Annotated in this window: 20 protein-coding genes, 1 other RNA gene and 2 pseudogenes; 14 read left to right on the top strand and 9 right to left on the bottom strand. The window is 62.1% G+C overall.

The annotated features are described in order from the left end of the window. The first annotated feature begins 10 nt into the window (after window positions 1-10). Both E8L03_RS04815 and E8L03_RS04810 read left to right on the top strand, forming a co-directional pair. Complete coding sequence (locus E8L03_RS04815; protein ID WP_425325950.1) at window positions 11-904, top strand: CheR family methyltransferase; 894 nt, start codon at window positions 11-13, stop codon at window positions 902-904. A 14-nt stretch (window positions 905-918) separates the two neighbouring features. After that, the gene (locus E8L03_RS04810) at window positions 919-1,998 is read left to right on the top strand and encodes a protein-glutamate methylesterase/protein-glutamine glutaminase (protein WP_171266709.1); all 1,080 of its coding nucleotides are present in this window, start codon (window positions 919-921) and stop codon (window positions 1,996-1,998) included. Between the two features lie 147 nt (window positions 1,999-2,145). Here the strand turns inward: E8L03_RS04810 and E8L03_RS04805 are convergent, their stop codons facing one another. Together E8L03_RS04805 and E8L03_RS04800 are read right to left on the bottom strand one after the other, a co-directional pair. Then, window positions 2,146-2,499, bottom strand: coding sequence for a DUF190 domain-containing protein (locus tag E8L03_RS04805; RefSeq protein ID WP_144234734.1), 354 nt, complete (start codon window positions 2,497-2,499; stop codon window positions 2,146-2,148). A 19-nt stretch (window positions 2,500-2,518) separates the two neighbouring features. Next, a complete protein-coding gene (locus E8L03_RS04800) occupies window positions 2,519-2,893 on the bottom strand; it encodes a fluoride efflux transporter FluC (protein ID WP_171266708.1) in 375 nt (124 codons plus the stop codon). A gap of 56 nt (window positions 2,894-2,949) precedes the next feature. Between E8L03_RS04800 and E8L03_RS04795 the strand changes: the two genes are divergently transcribed. From E8L03_RS04795 to E8L03_RS04775, 5 genes are all read left to right on the top strand, one after another. Continuing rightward, window positions 2,950-3,513 (top strand): class IV adenylate cyclase, encoded by a 564-nt coding sequence (locus tag E8L03_RS04795; protein WP_171266707.1) that lies wholly within the window; start codon window positions 2,950-2,952, stop codon window positions 3,511-3,513. A 161-nt stretch (window positions 3,514-3,674) separates the two neighbouring features. Further along, the gene (locus E8L03_RS04790; RefSeq protein WP_144234731.1) at window positions 3,675-3,989 is read left to right on the top strand and encodes an ATP-dependent Clp protease adaptor ClpS; all 315 of its coding nucleotides are present in this window, start codon (window positions 3,675-3,677) and stop codon (window positions 3,987-3,989) included. A gap of 43 nt (window positions 3,990-4,032) precedes the next feature. Beyond that, the gene (gene clpA / locus E8L03_RS04785; protein ID WP_144234730.1) at window positions 4,033-6,369 is read left to right on the top strand and encodes an ATP-dependent Clp protease ATP-binding subunit ClpA; all 2,337 of its coding nucleotides are present in this window, start codon (window positions 4,033-4,035) and stop codon (window positions 6,367-6,369) included. A 48-nt stretch (window positions 6,370-6,417) separates the two neighbouring features. Further along, on the top strand, window positions 6,418-7,137 hold the full coding sequence (aat, locus tag E8L03_RS04780; RefSeq protein ID WP_144234729.1) for a leucyl/phenylalanyl-tRNA--protein transferase: 720 nt from the start codon (window positions 6,418-6,420) through the stop codon (window positions 7,135-7,137). A gap of 30 nt (window positions 7,138-7,167) precedes the next feature. After that, window positions 7,168-7,773 carry a hypothetical protein gene (locus tag E8L03_RS04775; protein ID WP_144234728.1) on the top strand — a complete coding sequence of 202 codons (606 nt, stop codon included), beginning with the start codon at window positions 7,168-7,170 and terminating at the stop codon, window positions 7,771-7,773. Between the two features lie 84 nt (window positions 7,774-7,857). Here the strand turns inward: E8L03_RS04775 and E8L03_RS04770 are convergent, their stop codons facing one another. After that, window positions 7,858-8,979 (bottom strand): acyltransferase, encoded by a 1,122-nt coding sequence (locus tag E8L03_RS04770; RefSeq protein WP_171266706.1) that lies wholly within the window; start codon window positions 8,977-8,979, stop codon window positions 7,858-7,860. Window positions 8,980-9,077: 98 nt separating this feature from the next. Continuing rightward, window positions 9,078-9,566: a hypothetical protein gene (locus E8L03_RS04765; RefSeq protein ID WP_144234726.1), complete on the bottom strand. Its 489-nt coding sequence runs from the start codon at window positions 9,564-9,566 to the stop codon at window positions 9,078-9,080. 219 nt (window positions 9,567-9,785) lie between these two features. Between E8L03_RS04765 and uvrB the strand changes: the two genes are divergently transcribed. Both uvrB and E8L03_RS04755 read left to right on the top strand, forming a co-directional pair. Next, window positions 9,786-11,813, top strand: coding sequence for an excinuclease ABC subunit UvrB (uvrB, locus tag E8L03_RS04760; RefSeq protein ID WP_144234725.1), 2,028 nt, complete (start codon window positions 9,786-9,788; stop codon window positions 11,811-11,813). Next, window positions 11,813-12,850 carry a potassium channel family protein gene (locus E8L03_RS04755; protein ID WP_144234724.1) on the top strand — a complete coding sequence of 346 codons (1,038 nt, stop codon included), beginning with the start codon at window positions 11,813-11,815 and terminating at the stop codon, window positions 12,848-12,850. Before uvrB ends, E8L03_RS04755 begins: the two co-directional genes overlap by 1 nt. An 11-nt stretch (window positions 12,851-12,861) precedes the next feature. On the opposite strand, the gene E8L03_RS04750 is transcribed toward E8L03_RS04755, so the two are convergent. Next, window positions 12,862-14,541 (bottom strand): glycosyltransferase family 2 protein, encoded by a 1,680-nt coding sequence (locus tag E8L03_RS04750; RefSeq protein ID WP_171266705.1) that lies wholly within the window; start codon window positions 14,539-14,541, stop codon window positions 12,862-12,864. 140 nt (window positions 14,542-14,681) lie between these two features. On the opposite strand from E8L03_RS04750, the gene E8L03_RS04745 reads away from it, so the two are divergent. The 5 genes and pseudogenes from E8L03_RS04745 to E8L03_RS21175 all read left to right on the top strand — a co-directional run. After that, complete coding sequence (locus E8L03_RS04745; RefSeq protein ID WP_171266704.1) at window positions 14,682-15,434, top strand: glycosyltransferase family protein; 753 nt, start codon at window positions 14,682-14,684, stop codon at window positions 15,432-15,434. A gap of 10 nt (window positions 15,435-15,444) precedes the next feature. Then, window positions 15,445-17,535 carry an NAD-dependent DNA ligase LigA gene (ligA, locus tag E8L03_RS04740; RefSeq protein ID WP_171266703.1) on the top strand — a complete coding sequence of 697 codons (2,091 nt, stop codon included), beginning with the start codon at window positions 15,445-15,447 and terminating at the stop codon, window positions 17,533-17,535. Window positions 17,536-17,572: 37 nt separating this feature from the next. Next, entirely contained in the window at window positions 17,573-18,355 is a 783-nt protein-coding gene (gene dapB / locus E8L03_RS04735; RefSeq protein ID WP_171266702.1) for a 4-hydroxy-tetrahydrodipicolinate reductase, read from the top strand. 40 nt (window positions 18,356-18,395) lie between these two features. Further along, window positions 18,396-18,542 (top strand): annotated as a pseudogene (locus E8L03_RS21180) (maltose acetyltransferase domain-containing protein); the annotation flags it as partial. A gap of 282 nt (window positions 18,543-18,824) precedes the next feature. Further along, window positions 18,825-18,968: pseudogene (locus tag E8L03_RS21175) on the top strand (DapH/DapD/GlmU-related protein); the annotation flags it as partial. Window positions 18,969-19,098: 130 nt separating this feature from the next. Here E8L03_RS21175 and E8L03_RS04725 read toward each other — a convergent pair. The 4 genes from E8L03_RS04725 to rnpB form a co-directional block, all read right to left on the bottom strand. Then, window positions 19,099-19,530 (bottom strand): ACT domain-containing protein, encoded by a 432-nt coding sequence (locus E8L03_RS04725; RefSeq protein WP_144234718.1) that lies wholly within the window; start codon window positions 19,528-19,530, stop codon window positions 19,099-19,101. A gap of 103 nt (window positions 19,531-19,633) precedes the next feature. After that, entirely contained in the window at window positions 19,634-19,843 is a 210-nt protein-coding gene (locus E8L03_RS04720; RefSeq protein ID WP_144234717.1) for a dual CXXC motif small (seleno)protein, read from the bottom strand. Window positions 19,844-19,892: 49 nt separating this feature from the next. Then, window positions 19,893-21,077: a 2-C-methyl-D-erythritol 4-phosphate cytidylyltransferase gene (ispD, locus tag E8L03_RS04715; RefSeq protein WP_171266700.1), complete on the bottom strand. Its 1,185-nt coding sequence runs from the start codon at window positions 21,075-21,077 to the stop codon at window positions 19,893-19,895. 20 nt (window positions 21,078-21,097) lie between these two features. Further along, window positions 21,098-21,471: RNase P RNA component class A (gene rnpB / locus E8L03_RS04710), an RNA gene on the bottom strand. Window positions 21,472-21,671: the final 200 nt, after the last annotated feature.

Below are 21,671 nucleotides of genomic sequence, written 5' to 3'. Positions count from 1 at the left end.
GCCTGCCTTAGTGACCACGCAGAAGTCGAAATCAAGGGGAGAGCGCGGCAAGACCGCCGACGTCCAAACGAAATCGTTTCGGCCGGGCGGCATGTCGGCCAAAGATTTCGAGCGCTTCAGTCAATTCATCTATGGCGAAGTGGGCATCAAGATGCCCATCAGCAAAAAGACCATGCTGGAAGCACGGCTACAGAAACGGCTGCGCTACCTGAAGATCGAAGACTACCACTCGTACTGCGAGTTCCTGTTCTCCTCGGAGGGCATGCAGCGGGAGCTGCCGCACCTCATCGACGTTGTCACAACCAACACCACGGACTTTTTCCGCGAGCCCAAGCACTTCGAGTTTCTGTCGGATACCGTGCTGCCGCTTCTGGCCCCGCGCCTGGGGCCCCGACCCCTCACCGTGTGGTCGGCGGGCTGCTCCACAGGCATGGAGCCGTACACTCTGGCCATGGTGCTCAGCGAGTTTGCGGGCACACGCACAAGCTTCACGTTCTCCATCCTGGCCACGGATATCTCCACCCAGGCTCTGGAAAAGGCCGTGACGGCCATCTACGAGGAGGAACGCGTGCTGCCCGTGCCCAGCATGCTCAAATCCAAGTATCTGCTGCGCAGCAAGGACCGCAGCAAGCGCCTGGTGCGCATCGTGCCGGAGCTGCGCAAGCTCATCCGTTTCCGGCGGCTCAACTTTATGGAGGACTTTACCTTCAAGAGGCCGCTGGACATCATTTTCTGCCGCAACGTGATCATCTATTTCGATCGGCCCACGCAGGAGGTTCTGTTTCAGAAGTTCTGCCGGTGTCTCGCGGCGGGAGGATTTCTGTTCATCGGGCATTCCGAGAGCCTTTCCGGCATGGACCTGCCGCTGAAGCAGGTAGCCCCCACCATCTACCAGCGTATCTGATTCAGGAACGATGCATGGGAAACAAGAACTCTATCAAAGTGCTCATAGTCGACGATTCGGCTCTGGTGCGTCAGACACTTACGGACGTGCTCAACTCAGACCCCGAGATCGAGGTCGTGGGCTCGGCGGCCGATCCCTTTGCCGCGGCCAAGCAAATGGAGGAAGTGATTCCGGATGTGCTGACCCTGGATGTGGAGATGCCGCGCATGGATGGCGTCACCTTTCTGCGCAAGATCATGTCGCAGCATCCCATCCCGGTGGTCATTTGCTCAACGCTTACGGAGTCCGGCGCGGAAACCACCCTGCGCGCTCTGGAGTTCGGCGCGGTGGACATCATCCAGAAGCCGAAGCTGAACACCAAGCGTTTTCTGGAGGAGTCGCGCATCCGCATCTGCGACGCGGTGAAGGCTGCTTCCAAGGTGAGCGTGAAGAAGATAACGGCGCGTCCCAGGGCGCCGCAGCCCAAGCTTTCGGCCGACGCCATCATGCCGGAGAAGCGCTCCCGCGCCATGGTCCAGACCACGGAGAAGGTCGTGCTGGTGGGCGCGTCCACAGGCGGGACCGAGGCCCTGCGCATATTTCTGGAGACACTGCCGGCGGATTCCCCCCCCGTGGCCATTGTGCAGCACATGCCGGAGAAGTTCACAGCGGCCTTTGCCAACAGGTTGGACAAGATCTGCCGCGTGAAGGTGAAGGAAGCGGCGGACGGGGACAGCATGCTCCGCGGCCAGGCGCTCATCGCGCCGGGCAACAAGCACATGCTGCTCAAGCGTAGCGGCGCCCGGTACTATGTGGAGATCAAGGACGGGCCGCTGGTCAGCCGGCACCGTCCCTCTGTGGATGTGCTGTTCCGTTCCGGCTCGCGCTATGCCGGCAAAAACGCCGTGGCCGTGATCATGACCGGCATGGGCGATGACGGCGCGCACGGCATGAAGGAGATGCACGACGCCGGCGCCTTTACCATCGCACAGGACGAGGCAAGCTGCGTCGTGTTCGGCATGCCGCAGGAAGCCATCAAGCTGGGCGGCGTGGACAAGGTGATGTCGCTTACGTCCATCGCCGCGGAGGTGGTGCGCCGGGCAGCTGGCGACTAAGCGCCACCTCAGCAATGAATATTCTGACTGGCGGCAGGAAAGACGAGTATCGCTCGGAGGGCGTGTCCCCACGATATTCGACCTCCGGGCTCGGCGATACTGACGCCGCCACGGAGCTGAGAAGCATTGTTGAGATGGCTTCCGGGCTCAGCTCGGGCTGTCCTTATGGCGGTAGGAGAGAACCCGCACAGAGTCGATGGTTACCAGGCCGCCTTGCATGAGCTCATGCAGTATCGGCACGAACGCTTCGATCTTCGACTCCTCGTCCACAATCTCGATGCGCATGGGCAGGTCCTCGGAAAGCCGCAGGATGCTGGCGGTGTGCACCAGGCTGTGTGCGCCGAAACCGGACAGACCGCGGAATACAGTGGCGCCGGCCAGCCCTTCGCGCCGCGCGGCTTCCACGATTACCTCGTACAGGGCGCGGCCCTTGTGCCGGTCCGCCTCGCCAATGTAGCAAATCAGTCGTTTTGCTTCTGAGGGAATAGTCGGCTCTTTCATTGTGGTCCTCCGTTCGGCATCAGATTGCCTTGCCCAGGGCCAGGCCCAGCCAGAGCAGGGTGAACCCGATGGCGATCTGGCCGCCGACATTGGCCGCGAACGGCAGCAGTTGCCCGGTCCGCAGCATGCCCGTGCTCTCAAAGGCGAAGGTGGAGAAGGTGGTGAACGCGCCCATGAACCCGGTAAGGATTATGGTGCGCGCCTCGGGGGTAATGGCCAGGCTCTCTTCGGATATTCCCCAGATAAGGCCGAAAAGGAACGATCCCAATATGTTGGCTGCGAATGTGCCGAAGGGAAATTCACTGCCCATAATGCGATGGACAAGGCCGCTGACTCCGTAGCGGGACAGGCTGCCGAGCCCACCTGCAATGCCGATAAGTAATAGTTTTTGCATGATGATAACGTAATGTGCGTGGTCCGCCGCGACCGCGCTTCTCTTGGGAGGAAAGCATGGCGCTGGAGACGGAGATCAAGTTCAAGGGGGCGGACTTCGACCGCGTCCGCACGATCCTACTCGCTTTGTCTGCGGAACGGAAGGGGCGGTGGATGGAGCGCAACCTCGTGTTCGACGACGCGGACCGTTCCCTGCGCCGCAAGGGCGTGCTCCTCAGGCTGCGGCAGGACCGGAACTCCGTGCTCACGCTGAAGCAGCCGCCGGCAGAGGAGCAGGAGGACGTGAAGGTCTTCCACGAGCACGAGACCATAGTGCAGGACTTCGAGGCAATGCGCGCAATCCTGGGGGGGCTCGGCTACACCGTGGCGTTTCGTTACGAGAAAGTCCGGGAAGAATGGGCTGCGGGCGAGGTCCACGTCTGTCTGGACGAGATGCCTTTCGGCCAGTTCGTGGAGCTGGAGGGGGAGCGCGTGGCCATACTGGCGCTGGCCAGGGAGCTCGGACTGTCGCTGGACACGTCAACCACGGCTACATATCATGCACTCAACCAGGCATGGCGGGAGGAAGAGGGATTGGCTCCTGATGAAAATTTTGTTTTCGAATCCCCGCCCGATGTATAGTATAACGTAATCGGCGAACGCTTTACGAGTTGCCTGGAATACTGGCCAAGTCAATGATCCCTGCATATTGTGGGAAAGATACCGGTAAATGATACGTCCGGGCCTCGACATCCCCACCGTGTGGCAGTATAGTCGATGTAAGCCTGAAAAAGGTATGTTTCATGACCACTCCCAATAAACGCCCCGAGTTCGAACCGGAAATTGGTCTTGAGGACGAGGTAGGGGAGCCTCGCAAGTACAAAGTGCTTCTGCACAATGACGACTACACAACTATGGACTTCGTCGTTCAAGTGCTTATTGAAGTTTTTCGGAAGTCGGAAACAGAAGCAACGCATATCATGCTGACCATTCATGAGAAGGGGGTCGGCACATGCGGCATATATCCGGCAGAGGTCGCCGAGACCAAGATAAACGAGGTCCATACCCGCGCACGACGGGAAGGTTTTCCTCTGCGGGCTTCCATGGAGGAAGTGTGAGGAAGGATCGCGGCCTTTGCCAAGGATGCACCACGAGGATTTCATGCTGAGCAAAAGACTTGAGAACGTACTGACTGTAGCGGTGCGCGAGGTTCGCCGCCGCAACCATGAATATCTGACCCTGGAGCACCTGCTGTACGCTTTGGTTCAGGAGGAGCAGGGCAAGGAGATTCTCTCCAACTGCGGGGTGGACGTTTCGCGCCTGCAGAACCAGCTGGAGCGCTTCTTTGTGGACCATATGGAAGTGATTCCTGAGGTGTCCACCGAGGTGGTTCAGACTCTTGGCGTGCAGCGCGTGCTGCAGCGCGCCATTCTGCAGATGCAGTCCGCCGGCAAGGAGAAGGTCGAGGTGGGCGACGTGCTCGCCGCCCTGTTCGACGAGGACGACTCCTTTGCCGTCTACTTCCTGAAGTCGCACGGGGCCACGCGCCTCGACATTCTGGAGTTCATTTCGCACCACGCGCCCAAGTCCGGCGCCTGGAAGAGCGACGACTCTCTGGAAGGCAAGGTGGATTCCGGGCCGGGCACCAAGAAGAAGAACGGATCCATGCTTGAGCAGTTTACCGTCAATCTGGTGGAGCGCGCCAAGGCCGGTTCCATCGACCCGCTTATCGGTCGCGACGCCGAGATGGAGCGCACCGTGCAGGTGCTTGCGCGCAGGCGCAAGAACAACCCGCTTTTCGTGGGCGATCCCGGCGTGGGCAAGACCGCCATGGCCGAGGGTCTGGCCCTGCGCATCGTCAATCAGGAAGTGCCGGAGCAGTTCCAGGACGCCGTCATCTACATGCTGGACATGGGCGCGCTCCTGGCCGGCACCAAGTACCGCGGCGATTTCGAGGTGCGCATGAAGGGCGTCATCTCCGAGCTGGAGAAGACCCCGGGCGCCATTCTCTTCATCGACGAGATCCACACCATCGTCGGCGCCGGCGCTACCAGCGGCGGCACCCTGGACGCCTCGAACATCCTCAAGCCGTTCCTGGCCTCCGGTTCCATTCGCTGCATCGGCTCCACCACGTACGAGGAGTACAAGAACCACTTCGAGAAGGACCGCGCGCTCTCGCGCCGGTTCCAGAAAATCGAGATCAGCGAGCCCACCATTGACCAGTGTGTGGACATCCTCAAGGGCCTGCGCGGCTATTACGAGGAGTACCACGGCGTGCGCTACACCCTGCCCGGCATCAAGGCCGCGGTGGAGCTTGCGTCGAGGCACATCAACGATCGCTATCTGCCGGATAAGGCCATCGACGTGATCGACGAGGCCGGCACGCTGCACAAGCTCAACCCGGGCTCCAAGAGCACGGTGAGCGTGGCCGAGATCGAGAAGGTCGTGGCGCGCATGGCGCGCATCCCGGCCCAGCGCATCACCGCCTCGGACAAGACCCGCCTGCATGACCTGGAAGGCGACCTGAAGAAGGTCGTGTATGGCCAGGACACCGCCGTGGAGACCATTTGCCGCTCCATCCTGCGCTCCCGCGCGGGCCTCAAGCAGCACGGTCGACCCACGGGTTCGTTCCTGCTGTACGGCCCCACGGGCGTGGGCAAGACCGAGCTGGCCAAGCAGCTTGCCTCCACCCTGGGCGTGCAGTTCCTGCGCTTCGACATGAGCGAGTACATGGAGAAGCACGCCGTGGCGCGGCTCATCGGTGCGCCTCCCGGCTACGTGGGCTTCGACCAGGGCGGCCTCTTGACCGACGCCATCCGCAAGAACCCGTACACCGTGCTCCTGCTGGACGAGATCGAGAAGGCCCATCCGGACCTCTTCAACATCCTCCTGCAGGTCATGGATTACGCCACCCTGACGGACAACAGCGGTCGCAAGGCCGACTTCCGTCACGTGATTCTGCTGATGACCACCAACGCGGGCGCTCGCGAGATGTCCGCCGCCAACCTGGGCTTCGGCACCAGGGGCTCCGAGGACATGAGCTTCAAGGGCAAGGAAGCTTTGGAAAAGCTCTTCAGCCCCGAGTTCCGCAATCGCCTCGACGGCATGGTTTCCTTTGCGCCGCTTTCGCAGGAGATCATGGAGCGCATTGTGGACAAGTTCGTGGCCGAGCTGGAAGAGCAGATGAAGGAGCGGAAGGTCACGCTGGAGCTCACGCCCCAGGCGCGCACCTGGCTGGCCGAGAACGGTTTCGATCCCGCCTTTGGCGCACGTCCCCTGGGACGGCTGCTGCAGGAGGAGATCAAGGACCGCCTGGCCCAGGAGATTCTGTTCGGTTGCCTGCAGAAGGGCGGCACGGCGCGTATCAAGATGAAGCCCGAAAAGCAGCGCTCCAAGGACGACAACCTGGCTTTCGAGTTCACCGCGGGTTCCTGCGCGACAAAGAAGCCGACAAAGACAACATCCAAGAAGCAACGCGCCAAGGAGACCGTGTCCTAAGGGCCGCCGAACGGTCCCTCGCACGGCCCTGGCCACACGGTTTCTGCCGTGGCCATATTCTATTTGCCCAAAGACGGGGTAGGATTTCCCGATCCCCAGGGCGCAGATCCCGACGGCTTGCTTGCGGTGGGGGGAGACCTCTCCCCCCGCAGGCTCACCGCGGCCTACGCCTTGGGGATTTTTCCATGGTACCACCAGGGCAGCCCCATCCTCTGGTGGTCGCCGGACCCGCGCTGCGTTCTGGAGCCGGAGAACCTCGTGGTGGGCAAGCGTCTGGCCAGAACCCTGCGCCAGCGCGGCTACGCCGTGACTCTGGACAGGGTCTTCGACCGCGTCATCGAGTCCTGTGCCTTCACCTGCCGCCATGGCGAGTACGGCACCTGGATCACCTCGGAGATGATGGACGCCTACACCGCACTCTACGACGCCGGACTCGTGCACTCGGTGGAGGTGTGGAACGGCTCCGGCAAGCTCGTGGGCGGCCTGTACGGCGTCTCACTGGGGCGGGTGTTCTACGGCGAGTCCATGTTCCACACAGCCAGCGACGCCTCCAAGGCCGGGCTGGTCTGTCTCGTCCGGCTGCTGGAGCAGCACGGCTTCACCCTGATGGATTGCCAGCAGACCACGCCGCATATGCTGCGTTTTGGCGCGTATGAGATCCCCCGTGCCGAGTTCAACCGGAGGTTGAGCACCGCCGTGCGTGAGGAAACCCTCCGGGGCTCCTGGAGCCACTGGCTGCTCGATCCCGAAAACCCGCCGCGCTCCTGAGCCGTATCCAAACGAAACCCCGTCCCGATCATGTCACGCCTTCCAGACCAGGATGCTCCGCCGGAGGGCGCCGCCGACCGCGAGGCCACGGAGCCATCGGATCATCAGCCTGGAGCGAGTCGTCCGGAAGAGCAGAAGCGGCGGTCATCCGCCGCCGGGCATCGCGGGGCGTCCGCCTCCTCCTCCAACCCGGATTCATCACGCAACGCTGCGCACCCCGGCGGCAGAAAACGTTGGCGACTCCGCCTGAGCCGGTCCGGCGCACCTGTCCCCATGCCGTTCGGCCAGGGCTTTCTGCGCGCAGTGCTCTGGGGCGACATCGTGGCGACGCTGGCGCTTCTCGCTCCTGTTCTGGACTACTACCAGCCTGTCGTGCGGCCGTACGCCGCCGGCGCGTTGGCAGTTTCCCTTGGCGCGGAGATATACTGGTTGCGGTTGCTTCGGCAGGGGACGGCCCGCGCCGGAGCATTGCTGCTTACTTTGGGCGGGCTCTTCGGCTTCTACGCCGTGCACAACTTCGTGGCCGCCGGCATGATCATGCTCTATCCCACTTGGTACGGCGTGGTCTTTGTCGTGGCGGGCGCGTTCTTTGCCTGGGCCAGCGTGGGCCTGCTGCGGCTCTGGTCCCGGCTCTAGCTTGCCGGCTTTCTTTGGAACTCGATTCGAGACACGGCGATTCGCGCAATGCGGAATCAGGCTGCGCCGTTTCAGGAGGCTCTATCAGGGGACGAGCCAGCGAAGCCAGCGAACTCTATGTAAGCCCATGGTAATCAGCAGTGAGATTGCGAACGTCACGACGATAAGCAACGGTCCACTGAGAAGCGGCTCAAAGCTTCTTATCGAGAATGGTGGTAGCAGCGTGCCGTCGAAAATAGGCAAGAGCTGCCCGCTGAATACGTCCAAGACAAGCATGTGGCACAGGTAGATGCCGTACGACATCTTGGAGACGTAGATAACCGCGCGCATGAAGCGGCTGTCACGGTACGTGAGCGACTTGAAGAATAAAAAGATTGCGAAAGCCATCAACATGACGAATGGCGTTCCGAAATCAAAAAACGCAGGCCAGCGGCTTCTTAGCACAATACTGTACTGGTAGTAGCTCCAGAATGTGAGAATGCCGCCGATAAAAAACAAGGGCGGGGAAAGCATGAGCCCAATGGACTTTGGGATGTCTGAGCGGCGTATATAATATCCAAGAACAAAATAAAACATGTAGAAAGAGAATAATGCTTCCCGCATGTAATAGGATGGATGGGATTGGTAAGCCATTTCAACAAAGAAAAGAAAAGCATTGTACAAGAAATAGAGAATGAGAAATGTCTTAGCCAGTCGCATGTCCTCATTCTTTCCATCTCCTACAAACATCTTTCGAATGAATGGCGTCATGAAATATATGCAGATCATCATATACAGAAACCACAGGTGCCCGGCCCAACTTCCAGTCAGCAGGCGTTTGAAGAAGGTAGGCAGCCAGAACGTCACTCCGTCTAGTACGTCACGTATATAGTATATGAATGACCATGCAATAAGCGGTATGACTATTTTGGGAAGGCGCTTTTTGTAGAAGGGAATGACGTCAAGTCGTTTTTCTGGAGAGAGCAATATGGCTCCAGAGATCATCACGAGTACAGGTACGCCAAAGTATGAGAATGTGATCAGTGCATGGCCAATCCACCACGTGCGCATGTCCGATAAATCGGTGCGGGATATATCAACGGCATGCATTGCGATGACCCCGAAAATGGAGAGGACTCGCAGCACATCCAGATAGTATATGCGTTGGGGGTGGCGACCGACAGAAGGTGGTTCGGGAAAATCTTGAAGTGCGACGTTGTTCGCCATGGGAAAATTCTTCTTCGACATCGAAATACGCAGGGTAAGATAGCGCCGCCGTGACGGGCACGGCGGCGTGTGTTATCAAATGCGGACCGTATGTATGGTTAGCCTTCGTCGCCAGTCACCAGCGGTTCGTGCTGGGCAAGGTCGTACATGCCTCTGAGCTTGAAGGGCAGGGAGTAGTGGGGAATCTGGTCGAAACGGATGAAGCCGATGGTCTTGCCCTCGGGTAGCTCGGAAAGGGGCGGCAGGCCCAGGGGCACGGGCAGATCCACCGGTCCGGAGTTCAGCACGGAGACTCTGTCCGCGTAATGCTCCTTGATGTAGTCGATGACCTGATCGCGCTCGTCCGCGGTGAACGCCTCCATGAGCACGCGCTTGGAGAACTCGGGATCGGCCGGCACTTGCGGGTGAATGGGATCGCCCAGAAGCTTGTTCCAATCGTAAGAGGCCATTTCGGCTTCGTCGTAGTCCGGGCGGAAGAGATGCACCTCCACGTCCCGGCGGCCTTTGAAGCTGTTGATGGTTATGGTAATAAAGTGAGCGCGCTCCACAGGGGGCTCTGTCTCGGGCGAGTGCAGATTGATTTCCATAATATCTCCTTGTGAATTCCTTCCGCGCGGCGTTGGGCCTGGGCGGGCCGGAACATGCGTCGACCCGGTGGAAGCTGGACGGGGCGGACCGTTTCCGGATAGTTGGTATGGTCTCCGGGAGCTTCCGGCGCAGGTGCTGCGCAGCAGGCTTTTCTCTATGATATATCCTTGCCGGAGTGAAGACCCTAACTGTTTCCTAAATCAAGTAAAGTATCATCAATGAGCGATCGTTTCAAACTCGTCAGCGAATTCACTCCCAAGGGAGACCAGCCCACGGCCATTGAGGCGCTAGCGGAAAACCTGGAGCAGGGCGTACGCGACCAGGTGCTCCTGGGCGCCACGGGCACGGGCAAGACCTTCACCATGGCCAGCGTCATCGAACGCCTGAACCGGCCCGCGCTGATTCTTGCTCCCAACAAGACCTTGGCCGCGCAGCTCTACAACGAGTTCCGGGCCCTGTTCCCCAAGAACGCGGTGGAGTACTTCGTCAGCTACTACGACTATTACCAGCCGGAAGCGTACGTTCCCCAGTCGGACACCTATATCGAGAAAGACTCGTCCATCAACGATGAGATAGACAAGCTGCGCCACGCCGCCACGCACGCGCTGCTCACCCGGCGCGACGTGGTCATCGTGGCCTCGGTCTCCTGCATCTATGGCCTGGGCTCGCCGGAATACTACTCCAAGATGGTCATCCCGGTGGAGGTGGGCCAGACCCTTTCCATGAAGGCGCTGATGAACCGGCTGGTGGAGGTGCAGTACACCCGCAACGACCTGGACTTCCACCGCGGCACTTTCCGCGTGCGCGGCGACGTGCTGGAGGTTATTCCGGCCTACCACCACGAGCGCGCCCTGCGGCTGGAGTTCTTCGGCGACGAGATCGAGGCCATGTACGAGGTGGATCCCCTGACCGGCGAGGTGGGCGAGTCCGTCTCCAAGACCGTTATCTATCCGGCCAGCCACTACGTATCGGACCGCGACAACCTCACCCGCGCCATGGAAGACATCCGCGAGGAGCTGGGGGAGCGCCTGCGCGCCTTCCAGGAAGAGAACAAACTGGTGGAGGCCCAGCGGCTGGAGCAGCGTACCATGCTCGATCTCGAAATGATTGAGGAGATGGGCTACTGCAACGGCATCGAGAACTACTCGCGCCATCTGGACGGCCGCACGCAGGGCGAGCCGCCCTCGTGTCTGCTGGACTACTTTCCGGACGACTTCCTCCTGTTCATCGACGAGTCGCACATCGCCGTCTCCCAGGTGGGGGCCATGTACAAGGGCGATATCTCCCGCAAGTCCACCCTGGTGGAGTACGGCTTCCGCCTGCCGTCTGCCCTGGACAACCGGCCCCTCCACTTTGATGAGTTCCTGGAGCGCATCAACCAGACCATCTATGTCTCGGCCACGCCTGCCAACTGGGAGATCGAGCGCTCCCAGGGCATCGTTGTCGAGCAGATTATCCGGCCCACCGGGCTGCTGGATCCCATGGTGGAGGTGCGGCCCACCAAGGGCCAGGTGGACGACCTCATGGCCGAGATCAAGGCCCGCGCCGAAAGTGACGAGCGCGTGCTCGTGACCACCCTGACCAAGCGCATGGCCGAGGACCTGACCGAGTACTGCAACAACCTCGGCGTACCGGCGCGCTACCTGCACTCCGACATCGACACCCTGGAGCGCGTGGCCATCATCCAGGCCTTGCGCGCCGGCGAGTTCACCGCCCTGGTGGGCATCAACCTGCTGCGGGAAGGGCTCGACATACCAGAGGTTTCCCTGGTAGCCATCCTCGATGCGGACAAGGAGGGCTTTCTGCGGTCCACGCGATCGCTCATCCAGACGTTCGGCCGCGCTGCGCGCAACGTGGGCGGCCGGGTCATCCTCTATGCGGACGCCATGACACCCTCCATGCGGAACGCCATAGAGGAGACGGAGCGACGCCGTGAGAAGCAGCTTGCCTACAACGAGGAGCACGGCATTACCCCGGAGACGGTGAAGAAAGAGCTCTCCAACATTCTGGAGAGCATCTACGCCGGTTCCAAGGACAAGACGAAACGGGATCGCCGCCGGGAGGTCGTTCTCGCCGAGGAAGGCGCGGACTACTCCATGAACCCGGCCGCGGCGAGCCGCGAGATCAAGAAGCTGGAGCGCGCCATGCGCGAGGCGGCCAAGGATCTGGAGTTCGAGCGCGCAGCCGAGCTGCGCGACCGCATCCGCGCCATACGCGAAACCTTCCTCGCCCCCCAGGAGGATTGATGAAGCTGGGCCACTCCTCGTTGCGCTACTCCAGGTTGCGCGGGCGTTTCGGCATCTTCTGGCCGGTCATCATCGGATCGATGGTGCTCTGCACCATCTTCATCCTCGCCATCATCTTCTATATGGTCGTGGAGGGCTGGGCCTTCTGGGACAGCTTCTACATGACCGTCATCACACTCTCCACCGTGGGCTTCCAGGAGGTGCAGCCTCTGTCCGTGCCTGGGCGGATATTCACCTCCGCGCTCATCCTCACCGGTGTCGGCAGCTTCGCATTCATGGCCGGCTCCGTGGCGCAGCTCCTGGTGGAGGGAAAGATCAACGAAATTCTCGGGAGAAGACGCGTGCACAAGACCATCGGCAAGCTGTCGGGCCATTACATCGTGTGCGGCTACGGCCGCATCGGCGCCATTGTGTCCCGCGAGATAACCCGCGATGGGCATCCTCTGGTCGTTATCGAGAACGATCCGGAAACGCTGATCAAGCTGGAGCAGCAGGACATCCTGCACGTTGCCGGGGACGCCACCTCCGACGAAGTGCTGCTCTCCGCCGGGCTGGAGCGCGCCTCCTGCCTCATCACCGCTCTGACCCAGGAAGCGTCCAACGTCTACGTGGTGCTCACGGCGCGGCAGCTCAACCCCACCATCACCATCATCTCCCGAGCCGACAACGAGAAGCACATCAACCGGCTGGAGCGCGCAGGGGCCAACCGCGTGGTTCTGCCGCACACCATCGGCGGCGTGCGCATGGCCCAGAGCGCCCTGCGGCCCACGGTTACTTCGTTTCTGGAAATCGCCGTGCGCGGGGGGATCGACCTGCAGATGGAGGAGCTGCACATCAGCAAGGACTCCACGCTGGTGGGCAAGGATCTCATCGAGTCGCGAATCCGCCAGGACTACAATATCATCATCGTGGCCATCCAAAAGAGCGATGGTAAAATGCACTTCAATCCCACCCCGAAGTACGTCATCGAAGCGGGCGACACGCTGCTTGCCATCGGCGGGCAGGACAACCTCACGCAAGTGTCGGAGGTCCTGTAACAGGGCAGACGCTAGGATTTCAGCAGGTCGGCCAACCGTTCGGACTTTTCCTCAAGATCTGCGCGCAGGATAGAGATCATTGTGCGCCGGATATTCTGCCAGCGCTCGCCGGCGTACTTGCCGTGCAGCTTCTTCTCGTTGCCGCGGCTGTTGGAGGCGGACTTGGAATCGGTCTCCGAGAGCACGCCGGTGCGCTTGAGATGGCCTACCCCCAGGTGGCCCTGGTACACGGGCGGCGTATCCTGCTCGGCCAGGCGCAGGTCCAGGTCGAAGTCGTCAAGCTGGCTGGGGGAGTAGCGCAGGTCGAACCCGCCTACGATGTCGAACGATTTGCGCGGGAACAGGTGGCAGCATCCAGTAACAGACAGCGCCGGCCGGATGTACTGGAAGTAGCCGGGGTTGAGCCCTTGCAAGTGGAGGTCGGAAACCTCGGGGTACTCTGTCGGCTCTCCATATGTGGGCCGTGGTTGCAGGTCCACGGACTGGGTGAACGGCGTCATCCCGGCGTCGTGCACGCGGCAGCCCCACGCGCCGGCCTCCGGATAGAGCTCCTGCGCGGCCATCAGCCGCCGCATCCAGTCCTTGGGCGGCTGCGCGTCGTCATCAAGAAACGCCACGAACTCGCAGCCGCGCACCTCATCCATGGCGAGCAGCCAGTTGCGCGCGGCCGGCGCGCCGATGTTGGTGGGCGTGGAATGGACCGCGAGCTTGTCCGGCCCCACACGGCGGAGCCACGCGGCGCAGATGTCCGCGGTTCTGTCGCTGGAACCGTTGTTGAGTATGTGCACCTTGGCGCCGGCCAGCTCGGAATCGAACACCCGTTTCAGGGTCGCATCCAGCTCCCCGGCCTTGTTGAAGGAGTAGAGCAGCACGGCAACGCGGTTGGGAATTGCCGCGCGGCGCGTGTGGATGCGGAATATCACGTCGTACAGCATCAGCCGCAGGTTCACATGCCACGGACGGCGGTGCAGCACGCTGATGAGGCGCGAGACGGCCTCGTCCTTGTGGTCCAGCTGGTACAGGCACATGGCCAGGCTTGCTTCCGCCTCGGCTGCCTCCAGGTACTCGTCCGCAACGCGGTAGTGCTGAGAGGCGGTCTCGTGGTCGCCGGCAAAGTGATGCACCCGGCCCAGGATCAGCAGCCGGATGGGTTGCAGCGAGGGCGGCCACGCCGGGCTCAGCAAGTTCAGCACCCGCGATTTCTGGCCCATGGCGATGGACAAACGGATGGCCATGTCCAGCGACCGCGGCAGGAAGATGTTGTCGGCAAGCCGCTGCACCAGGATGTCCAGCTGCTCGTCCGACGGCTTGCGAAGAAAGGCGCTGCTGAAGGGCTGTTCGTCCTCGGCGCGGGAAAGGAACTCTGCAAGCATGCACGGCAACGTCGAGCTGCCGTACCCCAGGTGCGTGGCCAGCTTGACCACGTGATGTGCCGCCATCAGGTTGAGCGGATCGGACTCCCACGCGGCCGAGAGCATGTCCAGGGCCAGCAGCGGGCCGTGCATGCCGGTATCCCCGGAACGCCAGCCCAGCGCCGCGCCGGCCATGGCCGTGCGATGCAGGGTGCCGACACTGCCGGTCAGCAGCATCTCTTGCAGTACGTTGGGAATGTCGTCCGGATAGGCGAGGGCTGGGTTCCAGATTGGCGTTTGCGGCGGAGCCGCTGCCGGGATATGCTCGGAATCTGCCATGTATGAGACCTGTGTTGCCTGTGCCGCAGTGGCGTTGAAAGCTCCAGTCTTTTGGTGCTGTTCGAGGTGCTGAGTCGTGCTGCGACCGCTAATTTTATAGTACGCCGTTTACCGTTTTTATCAAGGAACCCCTGCAACGTATGGAAACATCGCAATTTGCGCTCGTTATCCTGCACTACGGCAATCCGGCGCTGACAGCCCGCGTGCACGACCAGCTCCTGGCCGCTGATCTGGAGTGGGCGGAACGCATCTTCGTGCTCGACAACGCGGCCCCGTTGCCCTATGAGCGCGCCTGGCGACGGCTTCCGCAGAACATCTACTGGGCCGGAGCCCTGGCCTATGCCGTGCAGGTCTTCGGCGACATGGGCGTGGAGAAGCTGTGGTTCCTGAACAACGACATTCTCTTTGCCTCCGATCCGCCGTACATTGGCAAGGCCCTGGCCAGGCTGGAACGCATGGAGACATCGTCGCGCGGGCCGGGAACCCCGGTGGGGTGCTGGGCGCCGGCTGTGCTGCGCAGCCCGTACCACCCGCAGATGACCGCCGATCCGCGCCTGCAGATGAGTGAGGTCGCCCTTATCGACGGCATCGCTCCCATGTTCGATCTCGCCGCGTTACGTGCGGCCGGGGGCGTGGACTGCGGGGACAATCCCTACGGCTACGGTGTGGACCTTATCCTCAGCCGGCGTATTGCCGAGGCAGGCTATCGGCTGGTGGTGGATCATCAGGTAACAATCCGCCACACGTACCATTCTACGGCCAGGACCGTGGACGGATTTATGGACACGGCAGCCCGGGTAGAAGCGGACTATCTTGCCACGCGCCTGGGTCCGCGCTACCAGGATGAGCTGACGAACTGGAAGTTGCAACGACTGGATCGCGATAGATTGTAAGGAGCAGGGAGTGACCGAGGAACGTACGGCGAATGATTTGCAGGAGCGGGTGCAGGAGCTGCGCCGCCAGATAGCTGAAAATGACCGGCTGTACTACGTGCTGGACGCACCAGTGCTGTCCGACCCGGAGTACGACGCGCTGTTTGCCGAGCTCAAGCAGTTGGAGGCGGAGCACCCGGAGCTGGACGACCCGAACTCCCCGACCAAACGCGTGGGCGGCGCGCCGCTGGATTCCTTTGAGCAGTACACCCACGCACTGCCCATGTTCAGCCTGGACAACGGCTTTTCAGTTGAAGATTTCCGTAATTTTGTCGATCGCCTGGGACGCCTTCTGCCGGGCGTGGACACCAGCGCACTGCCCTTCTGGGTGGACCCCAAGATGGACGGTCTGGCCACTGAGGTCGTCTACGAAAATGGGCAGCTTACGGTTGGTGCGACCCGCGGCGACGGCGAGGTGGGCGAGAATGTCACCGAAAACGTGCGCACAGTGCGCAACCTGCCGCTGGCATTGCATTTCCGCGAAGATATGCCTGCGCCGACCGTTCTGGATGTGCGCGGCGAGATGCTCATGGACCGCAAGGAGTTCGAGGCCATGAACGCCCGCCAGCTGGAGGAGGGCGGCAAGGTCTTCGCCAACCCGCGCAACGCCGCGGCCGGCTCCCTGCGCCAACTCGATTCGCGCATCACGGCGCAACGTCCCCTCAAGTTCATCGCCTATGGCGTAGGCCGCGTGGAGTGGCCTGCAGGCGTGACCGCCCCGGACTGGTCCACGCAGGAAAAGCTCATGCTCGGCCTGGCCGAGTACGGCTTCACCATCCCGCCGCGCTGCCGGCTGTGCAGCACTCCGGCAGAGGTGGAGGACGCCTATGCCGAGCTGTCCGAGGCGCGGGAGTCTCTGCCTTTCGAGATCGACGGCACCGTGGCCAAGCTGAACGACCGCAGCATGCAGGACGCCCTGGGCGCCACGGCCCGCGCGCCGCGTTGGGCTCTCGCGCTCAAGTTTCCGGCGTATCAGGGCGTGACTACGCTCAAGGATATTCGCGTGCAGGTGGGCCGCACCGGTGCGCTCACCCCGGTGGCCATCCTGGAGCCCGTCTCCCTGGCCGGGGTCACGGTCTCCCGCGCCACCCTGCACAACGAGGACGAGATTCGCGCCAAGGAGCTGATGATCGGCGACCAGGTCGTGGTCCAGCGCGCCGGGGACGTGATCCCCGAGGTGGTTCGACCGCTCAAGGACAAGCGCACCGGCGCGGAAAAGGAGTTTGTTTTTCCCAAGTACTGCCCGGAGTGCGGGGCCGAGGCCGTGCGCCTGCCCGGTGAGGCGGCGTGGCGCTGCCCCAACATCGCCTGCCCGGCCGTGCGCAAGCAACGGCTCATTTATTTCGTATCCAAGGCCGGGCTGGACATGGAAGGCCTGGGCAGGAAGTGGGTGGAGCAGTTTGTCGACTCCGGCATGGTGAAGTCCCCGGCCGACCTGTTCTCGCTGGAAAAGAACGAGCTCGTGAAGATGGACCGCATGGGCGAGATCCTTGCGGAAAAGATTATCGACAGCATCGAGGCCTCCAAGGAGGCGCCCATGCGCAGGCTCATCGCCGCGCTGGGCATCCGGCTGGTGGGTGAACAGACGGCGCGGACTCTGGCCACGTACTACCGCAACATGGACGCGCTCATGGCCGAGGCCTCGCGCGAGCTGGCCAATGGCGAGGCCGATCCGTTGCAGGAGCTGCCGGACATCGGGCCCGAGGTGGCCGCATCGCTACGGGCGTTCTTCACCAACACGAGCAACCACGAGCTTCTGGAGCGGCTGCGCGAGGTCGGGCTGTGGCCGGAGACCGATCTGCCCGAGCCCTCTCAAGCGCCTTCCGAAGGGCCCCTGGCCGGCAAGAAGGTGTTGGTCACGGGAGCTGTTCCCGGCCTGACGCGCGACGAGGCCAAGCAGGCCGTGCTTGATGCCGGGGGCGAAGCCGCATCCTCTGTGTCCAAGAATCTGGACATGATCGTGGTGGGCGAGAAGCCCGGCCAAAGCAAGCTGGACAAGGCGGAAAAGCTGGAGATACCGCGCCTAAGCGCGGATGAGTTTTTGCGTCTGATTGGAAAGTAACATACGGAATAGACATACAAACACGAGGGAGGCGCAGATGTCCGCTACCATCATCGTCACGGGTGCGAAGGGGCGCATGGGCTCGACCATCGCCGGGCTGGTGCAAGAGGATCCGGATCTTACGCTCGCCGCCGTTGTGGAACGGCCGGGCACCGTGGAGGAACTCCAGGGCTACGACTGTCTGGTGTCGTCCGATCTGGACGATGTCCTGACCAAGCTGCCGGGTGCGGTGGTTATCGACTTCACGGCGCCTGAGAGCACCATCCGCTCGGCCAAGGCGTGCGCCGCGCACGGCAATCCGCTGGTGGCCGGGACCACCGGCCTCACCGTGGAGCAGCAGAAGGTCATGGAGGAGTCGGCCGCCTCCGCGCCCATCTTCTGGGCTCCGAACATGAGCGTGGGCGTGAACGTGCTGCTGAAGGTGCTGCCGCAGCTCGTGGAGCTGCTGGGCGAGGCCTATGACATGGAGATGGTGGAGCTGCACCACAACAAGAAGAAGGACGCGCCCAGCGGCACGGCCCTGAAGCTGGCCGAGTGCCTGGCCGAGGCGCGGGGCTGGAAGCTCTCCGATACGGGAACGTACTGCCGCGAGGGCATCATCGGCGCGCGTCCGGAAAAGGAAATCGGTGTGCAAACCATCCGCGGCGGCGACGTCGTTGGCGTGCACACTGTCTACTTTCTTGGACCCGGCGAGCGCATCGAGGTGACGCACCAGGCGCACTCGCGCGAGACCTTTGCCCAGGGTGCGCTTCGCGCCGCTAAGTGGATCGTGAACCAGGCTCCAGGCAAGCTTTACGGCATGGCCGACATGCTGGTGTAGGCCGTGTACGAGGAGAGCAGCCGTCGGAGCGCTGCCCTGGATGGGAAGGAGAGGGCCCATGCAGAAGCATGACGGCCGTAGCGAGAAGGAGAAGATGCTTGCGGGCGAACTGTACCGCGCATCAGGCCCGGAGATCGCCGCCGATGTTTTGCGCGCCGAGCGTCTGTTCTCCGCATACAACGACACGGCTGCCGGAGACGCGGCGCAGCGCGCCGCCATCCTTGCCGATCTGCTCGGTTCCGTGGGCAAGGACGTGGTGCTGCGGCCACCGTTCTACTGCGACTACGGCTATAACATCCACCTTGCTGATGGCGTGTTCGCTAACTTTGGCTGCGTGTTTCTGGATGTCGCGGCTATCGAGGTGGGCCAGGGCGCGCAGATCGGTACATGCGTGCAGTTGCTCACGGCGGACCACCCGCGCGACCCGGCGCTGCGCCGGCAGGGTCTGGAGTGCGGCAGGCCCGTGCGCATCGGCGCAAACGTCTGGATCGGATCGGGAGCCATCATTCTGCCCGGCGTGACCATAGGCGACGACGCCATTGTGGGAGCCGGCAGCGTGGTCACACGTGATGTGCCGGACGGCGCCACGGTGATGGGCAACCCGGCCAGGATGCGGAAGCCGTCGCAAAATATGGCCTGAGGGCGGACGGCGCGCCAGCCTGTTACTCCACGATATCCATACCACACTAAAAAGGCCGCCCCCATCCGGGAGCGGCCTTTCTCATTGTTAGTCAGGTCCGTGGCTACAGGCTGTACACGGTGTCGCCGGGCACGACCTTGATGTTGTTCTGCTCAAGCGTCTCGATGGCCTGGTCGGTGCGATCAAAGCGGAAGATGAGGATGGCGTTCTTGCCGCTCTGATTCACGAAGGCGTACATGTACTCCACGTTGACGCCCTGGGTGGAGAGAACTTCCAGGATGTGAGCGAGTCCGCCGGGGTGGTCGGGCACTTCCACGGCGACCACGGTGGTGCGCCCCACGGTGAAGCCGTTCTCCTTCAGGGCCTCTCGGGCTTTCTGCGTATCGGAAACAATGAGGCGCAGGATGCCGAAATCAGAGGTGTCCGCCAGGGAGAGTGCGCGGATATTAATCTTGTTCTCCGCAAGAATGCGGGTGACCTCGGCCAGACGGCCCGCTTTGTTCTCCAGGAAGATGGAAATCTGTTCGACTTTCATGGTCGCTGGGCTCCTTATTCAATGGGCATTGGAATCGGGTTTGATTCCATATTGGTAGCACCAGGCGGAGCGCCTGACAAGACGGCCCGCCGGAAATATGCGCTCAAATGCGGTCGCAGAAAGCCTGGTCCAGGAACGACTCCAGAGCGTCATCCATGAGGTGGATGTACTCCTTGATGTCATAGCTCTTGCGGCACTTTTCGCAACGCAGCGTCACTTCGCGGCAGCCTCGGTGCGCCACCAGCGGTGTTCCGCAGTGCTTGCAGGGAATGGTTGTGGTTACTGTACGGCGGGAAGAAAAAAAGTGGGACATGGCAAGCCTCGTAGCCTCGTACTCGTAATGGGGACGAGTCGCCTGGAGCTCAACTACGCCGTATGGCGCTGACCACGGCCACACTCTTGATCCCGAGCTTCTGGCCGGTGAAGCCGAGGCCCTCCTCCGTAGTGGCCTTCACGGCCACACGCTCCGGGGGCAGGGCGAGCAGTGCGGCAATGTTCTTGGCGATTCGTTCGCGGTGCGGTCCCACTTTGGGGATTTGCGCGATGATCGTCAAGTCCGCATGGACAATCTCGATACCGGTGCGGCGGACGTCCTCCAGCACCTCGCGCAGGAAGAAGGAGGACTCCATGCCTTCGAAGCGGGGATCGTTATCCGGGAAGCGCTGGCCGATGTCGCCGCCGCCCATGCAGCCGAGCAGGGCGTCGGTCAGGGCGTGGAGCACCACGTCGCCGTCGGAGTGGGCCACCACCTCGGGCCCGCCCTGGATGGGCACGCCGCCCAGCACCATGGGCCGGCCGGAGCCGTACTTGTGCACATCGTAGCCGAATCCGGTGACCGGAATCATGGCCGCCTCCTTTTGCAGGAGCCTCACGTCCTCGGGGTTGGTGATCTTCACGTTGGCCTGCTCGCCGTCCACGATGGCCACGGGCCTGCCCAAGGCCTCCACCAGGGAGGCGTCGTCCGTGGCTTGCAGACTCTTTTCCACGGCCAGGGCGTGCGCCGCTTCCAGAACGTCGCGCAAAAAGGCCTGCGGCGTCTGCACGCTTACGAGGCGGCTGCGGTCCAGGGTGCGCGTCACACATCCGGACTCGCATTCCTTGATGGTGTCGGTCACGGCCACGGCCGGGATGGCCGCTGGGGTTTCCTCATCCAAAGCGTCGATGAGCCGCGTTGCGAGCCCGGCCGAGAAGAAGGGCCGCGCCGAGTCGTGGATCAGCACCCGGCCGCACTCCTTGGGCAGGGCGGCAAGCCCGTTGGCCACGGAGTCCTGGCGGCGTTCACCGCCGGCCGTGGTCAGCCACGGCAGGCCCAGGGGACGCGACGCCGTCAGCTCCTCCACCATGCGCGCGCTTTCGTCCAGCATGGCCGGGGGAAAAACAAAGACAATGCCAGCCAGGTCCGGGATATGCGAGAAGGTCTCGGCAGAGCGCCAGAACAGGGGCGCGCCGTCCAGGGTGAGGAACTGCTTGGGCCGATCGCCACCCATGCGGGTGCCGCTGCCTGCGGCCAGGATCACGGCCCATGTTGTGGACGCTCGTGCTGTCATGCTTTGGATCTCGAAGAAAAGATGGGAGCCGGACTGTAAGCCGGGTTCTGTACCCGCCGCAAGGGCGGGTGGCCGCCATTCCTCTGGGGCCCGGATTACTCCGGGTCTCTAGCAACCTACCCGGGGGCTTCGGCCGGGCCGACCTCGAACGCCCCCCTATTTGGTCTTGCTCCGGACGGGGTTTACCAAGCTTGCCGTGTCGCCACGACAACTGGTGGGCTCTTACCCCACCGTTTCACCCTTACCTGCGCGGCTGTGTGCCGCCCAGGCGGTCTGTTTTCTGTGGCACTGTCCGGGGATCACTCCCCCTGGGCGTTACCCAGCGTCCTGCCCTGCGGAGCCCGGACTTTCCTCTCGGGGCGCAAGCGCCCAAAGCGACGACCCGTCCGACTCCCGATCAAGCAGATAAGGCCTGATCAAATGCACGTCAAAGACTTTTACAATGGGGCTGGGGCAAACCTTTCTGGAAGAAAGGGATGCGCAACATTGGCCCTACATTTCCAAAGATTTTTAATTGGAAATTGAAGACCTGACAGAGAGCCCATCAAAAAGTTTAGGAAGGGAGAGCGCGAGAGGGAGAACCCTTTTTAAAGG

The sequence above is a fragment of the Oceanidesulfovibrio marinus genome (assembly GCF_013085545.1).
GTDB classification, from domain to species: domain Bacteria; phylum Desulfobacterota; class Desulfovibrionia; order Desulfovibrionales; family Desulfovibrionaceae; genus Oceanidesulfovibrio; species Oceanidesulfovibrio marinus.
The sequence above is the reverse complement of the archived record's forward strand: the minus strand, read 5'-3'. Positions and strand labels throughout refer to the sequence as shown.

Excerpts from the sequence above, each read along its gene's own strand:
- E8L03_RS04750 (WP_171266705.1), bottom strand. The coding sequence starts at position 14,541 with ATGGCAGATTCCGAGCATATCCCGGCAGCGGCTCCGCCGCAAACGCCA.
- uvrB (WP_144234725.1), top strand. The coding sequence starts at position 9,786 with ATGAGCGATCGTTTCAAACTCGTCAGCGAATTCACTCCCAAGGGAGAC.
- E8L03_RS04805 (WP_144234734.1), bottom strand. The coding sequence starts at position 2,499 with ATGAAAGAGCCGACTATTCCCTCAGAAGCAAAACGACTGATTTGCTAC.
- E8L03_RS04755 (WP_144234724.1), top strand. The coding sequence starts at position 11,813 with ATGAAGCTGGGCCACTCCTCGTTGCGCTACTCCAGGTTGCGCGGGCGT.
- E8L03_RS04790 (WP_144234731.1), top strand. The coding sequence starts at position 3,675 with ATGACCACTCCCAATAAACGCCCCGAGTTCGAACCGGAAATTGGTCTT.
- E8L03_RS04800 (WP_171266708.1), bottom strand. The coding sequence starts at position 2,893 with ATGCAAAAACTATTACTTATCGGCATTGCAGGTGGGCTCGGCAGCCTG.
- E8L03_RS04765 (WP_144234726.1), bottom strand. The coding sequence starts at position 9,566 with ATGGAAATCAATCTGCACTCGCCCGAGACAGAGCCCCCTGTGGAGCGC.
- E8L03_RS04795 (WP_171266707.1), top strand. The coding sequence starts at position 2,950 with ATGGCGCTGGAGACGGAGATCAAGTTCAAGGGGGCGGACTTCGACCGC.
- ispD (WP_171266700.1), bottom strand. The coding sequence starts at position 21,077 with ATGACAGCACGAGCGTCCACAACATGGGCCGTGATCCTGGCCGCAGGC.
- E8L03_RS04720 (WP_144234717.1), bottom strand. The coding sequence starts at position 19,843 with ATGTCCCACTTTTTTTCTTCCCGCCGTACAGTAACCACAACCATTCCC.
- dapB (WP_171266702.1), top strand. The coding sequence starts at position 17,573 with ATGTCCGCTACCATCATCGTCACGGGTGCGAAGGGGCGCATGGGCTCG.
- E8L03_RS04745 (WP_171266704.1), top strand. The coding sequence starts at position 14,682 with ATGGAAACATCGCAATTTGCGCTCGTTATCCTGCACTACGGCAATCCG.
- E8L03_RS04775 (WP_144234728.1), top strand. The coding sequence starts at position 7,168 with ATGTCACGCCTTCCAGACCAGGATGCTCCGCCGGAGGGCGCCGCCGAC.
- E8L03_RS04725 (WP_144234718.1), bottom strand. The coding sequence starts at position 19,530 with ATGAAAGTCGAACAGATTTCCATCTTCCTGGAGAACAAAGCGGGCCGT.
- E8L03_RS04810 (WP_171266709.1), top strand. The coding sequence starts at position 919 with ATGGGAAACAAGAACTCTATCAAAGTGCTCATAGTCGACGATTCGGCT.
- E8L03_RS04770 (WP_171266706.1), bottom strand. The coding sequence starts at position 8,979 with ATGGCGAACAACGTCGCACTTCAAGATTTTCCCGAACCACCTTCTGTC.
- clpA (WP_144234730.1), top strand. The coding sequence starts at position 4,033 with ATGCTGAGCAAAAGACTTGAGAACGTACTGACTGTAGCGGTGCGCGAG.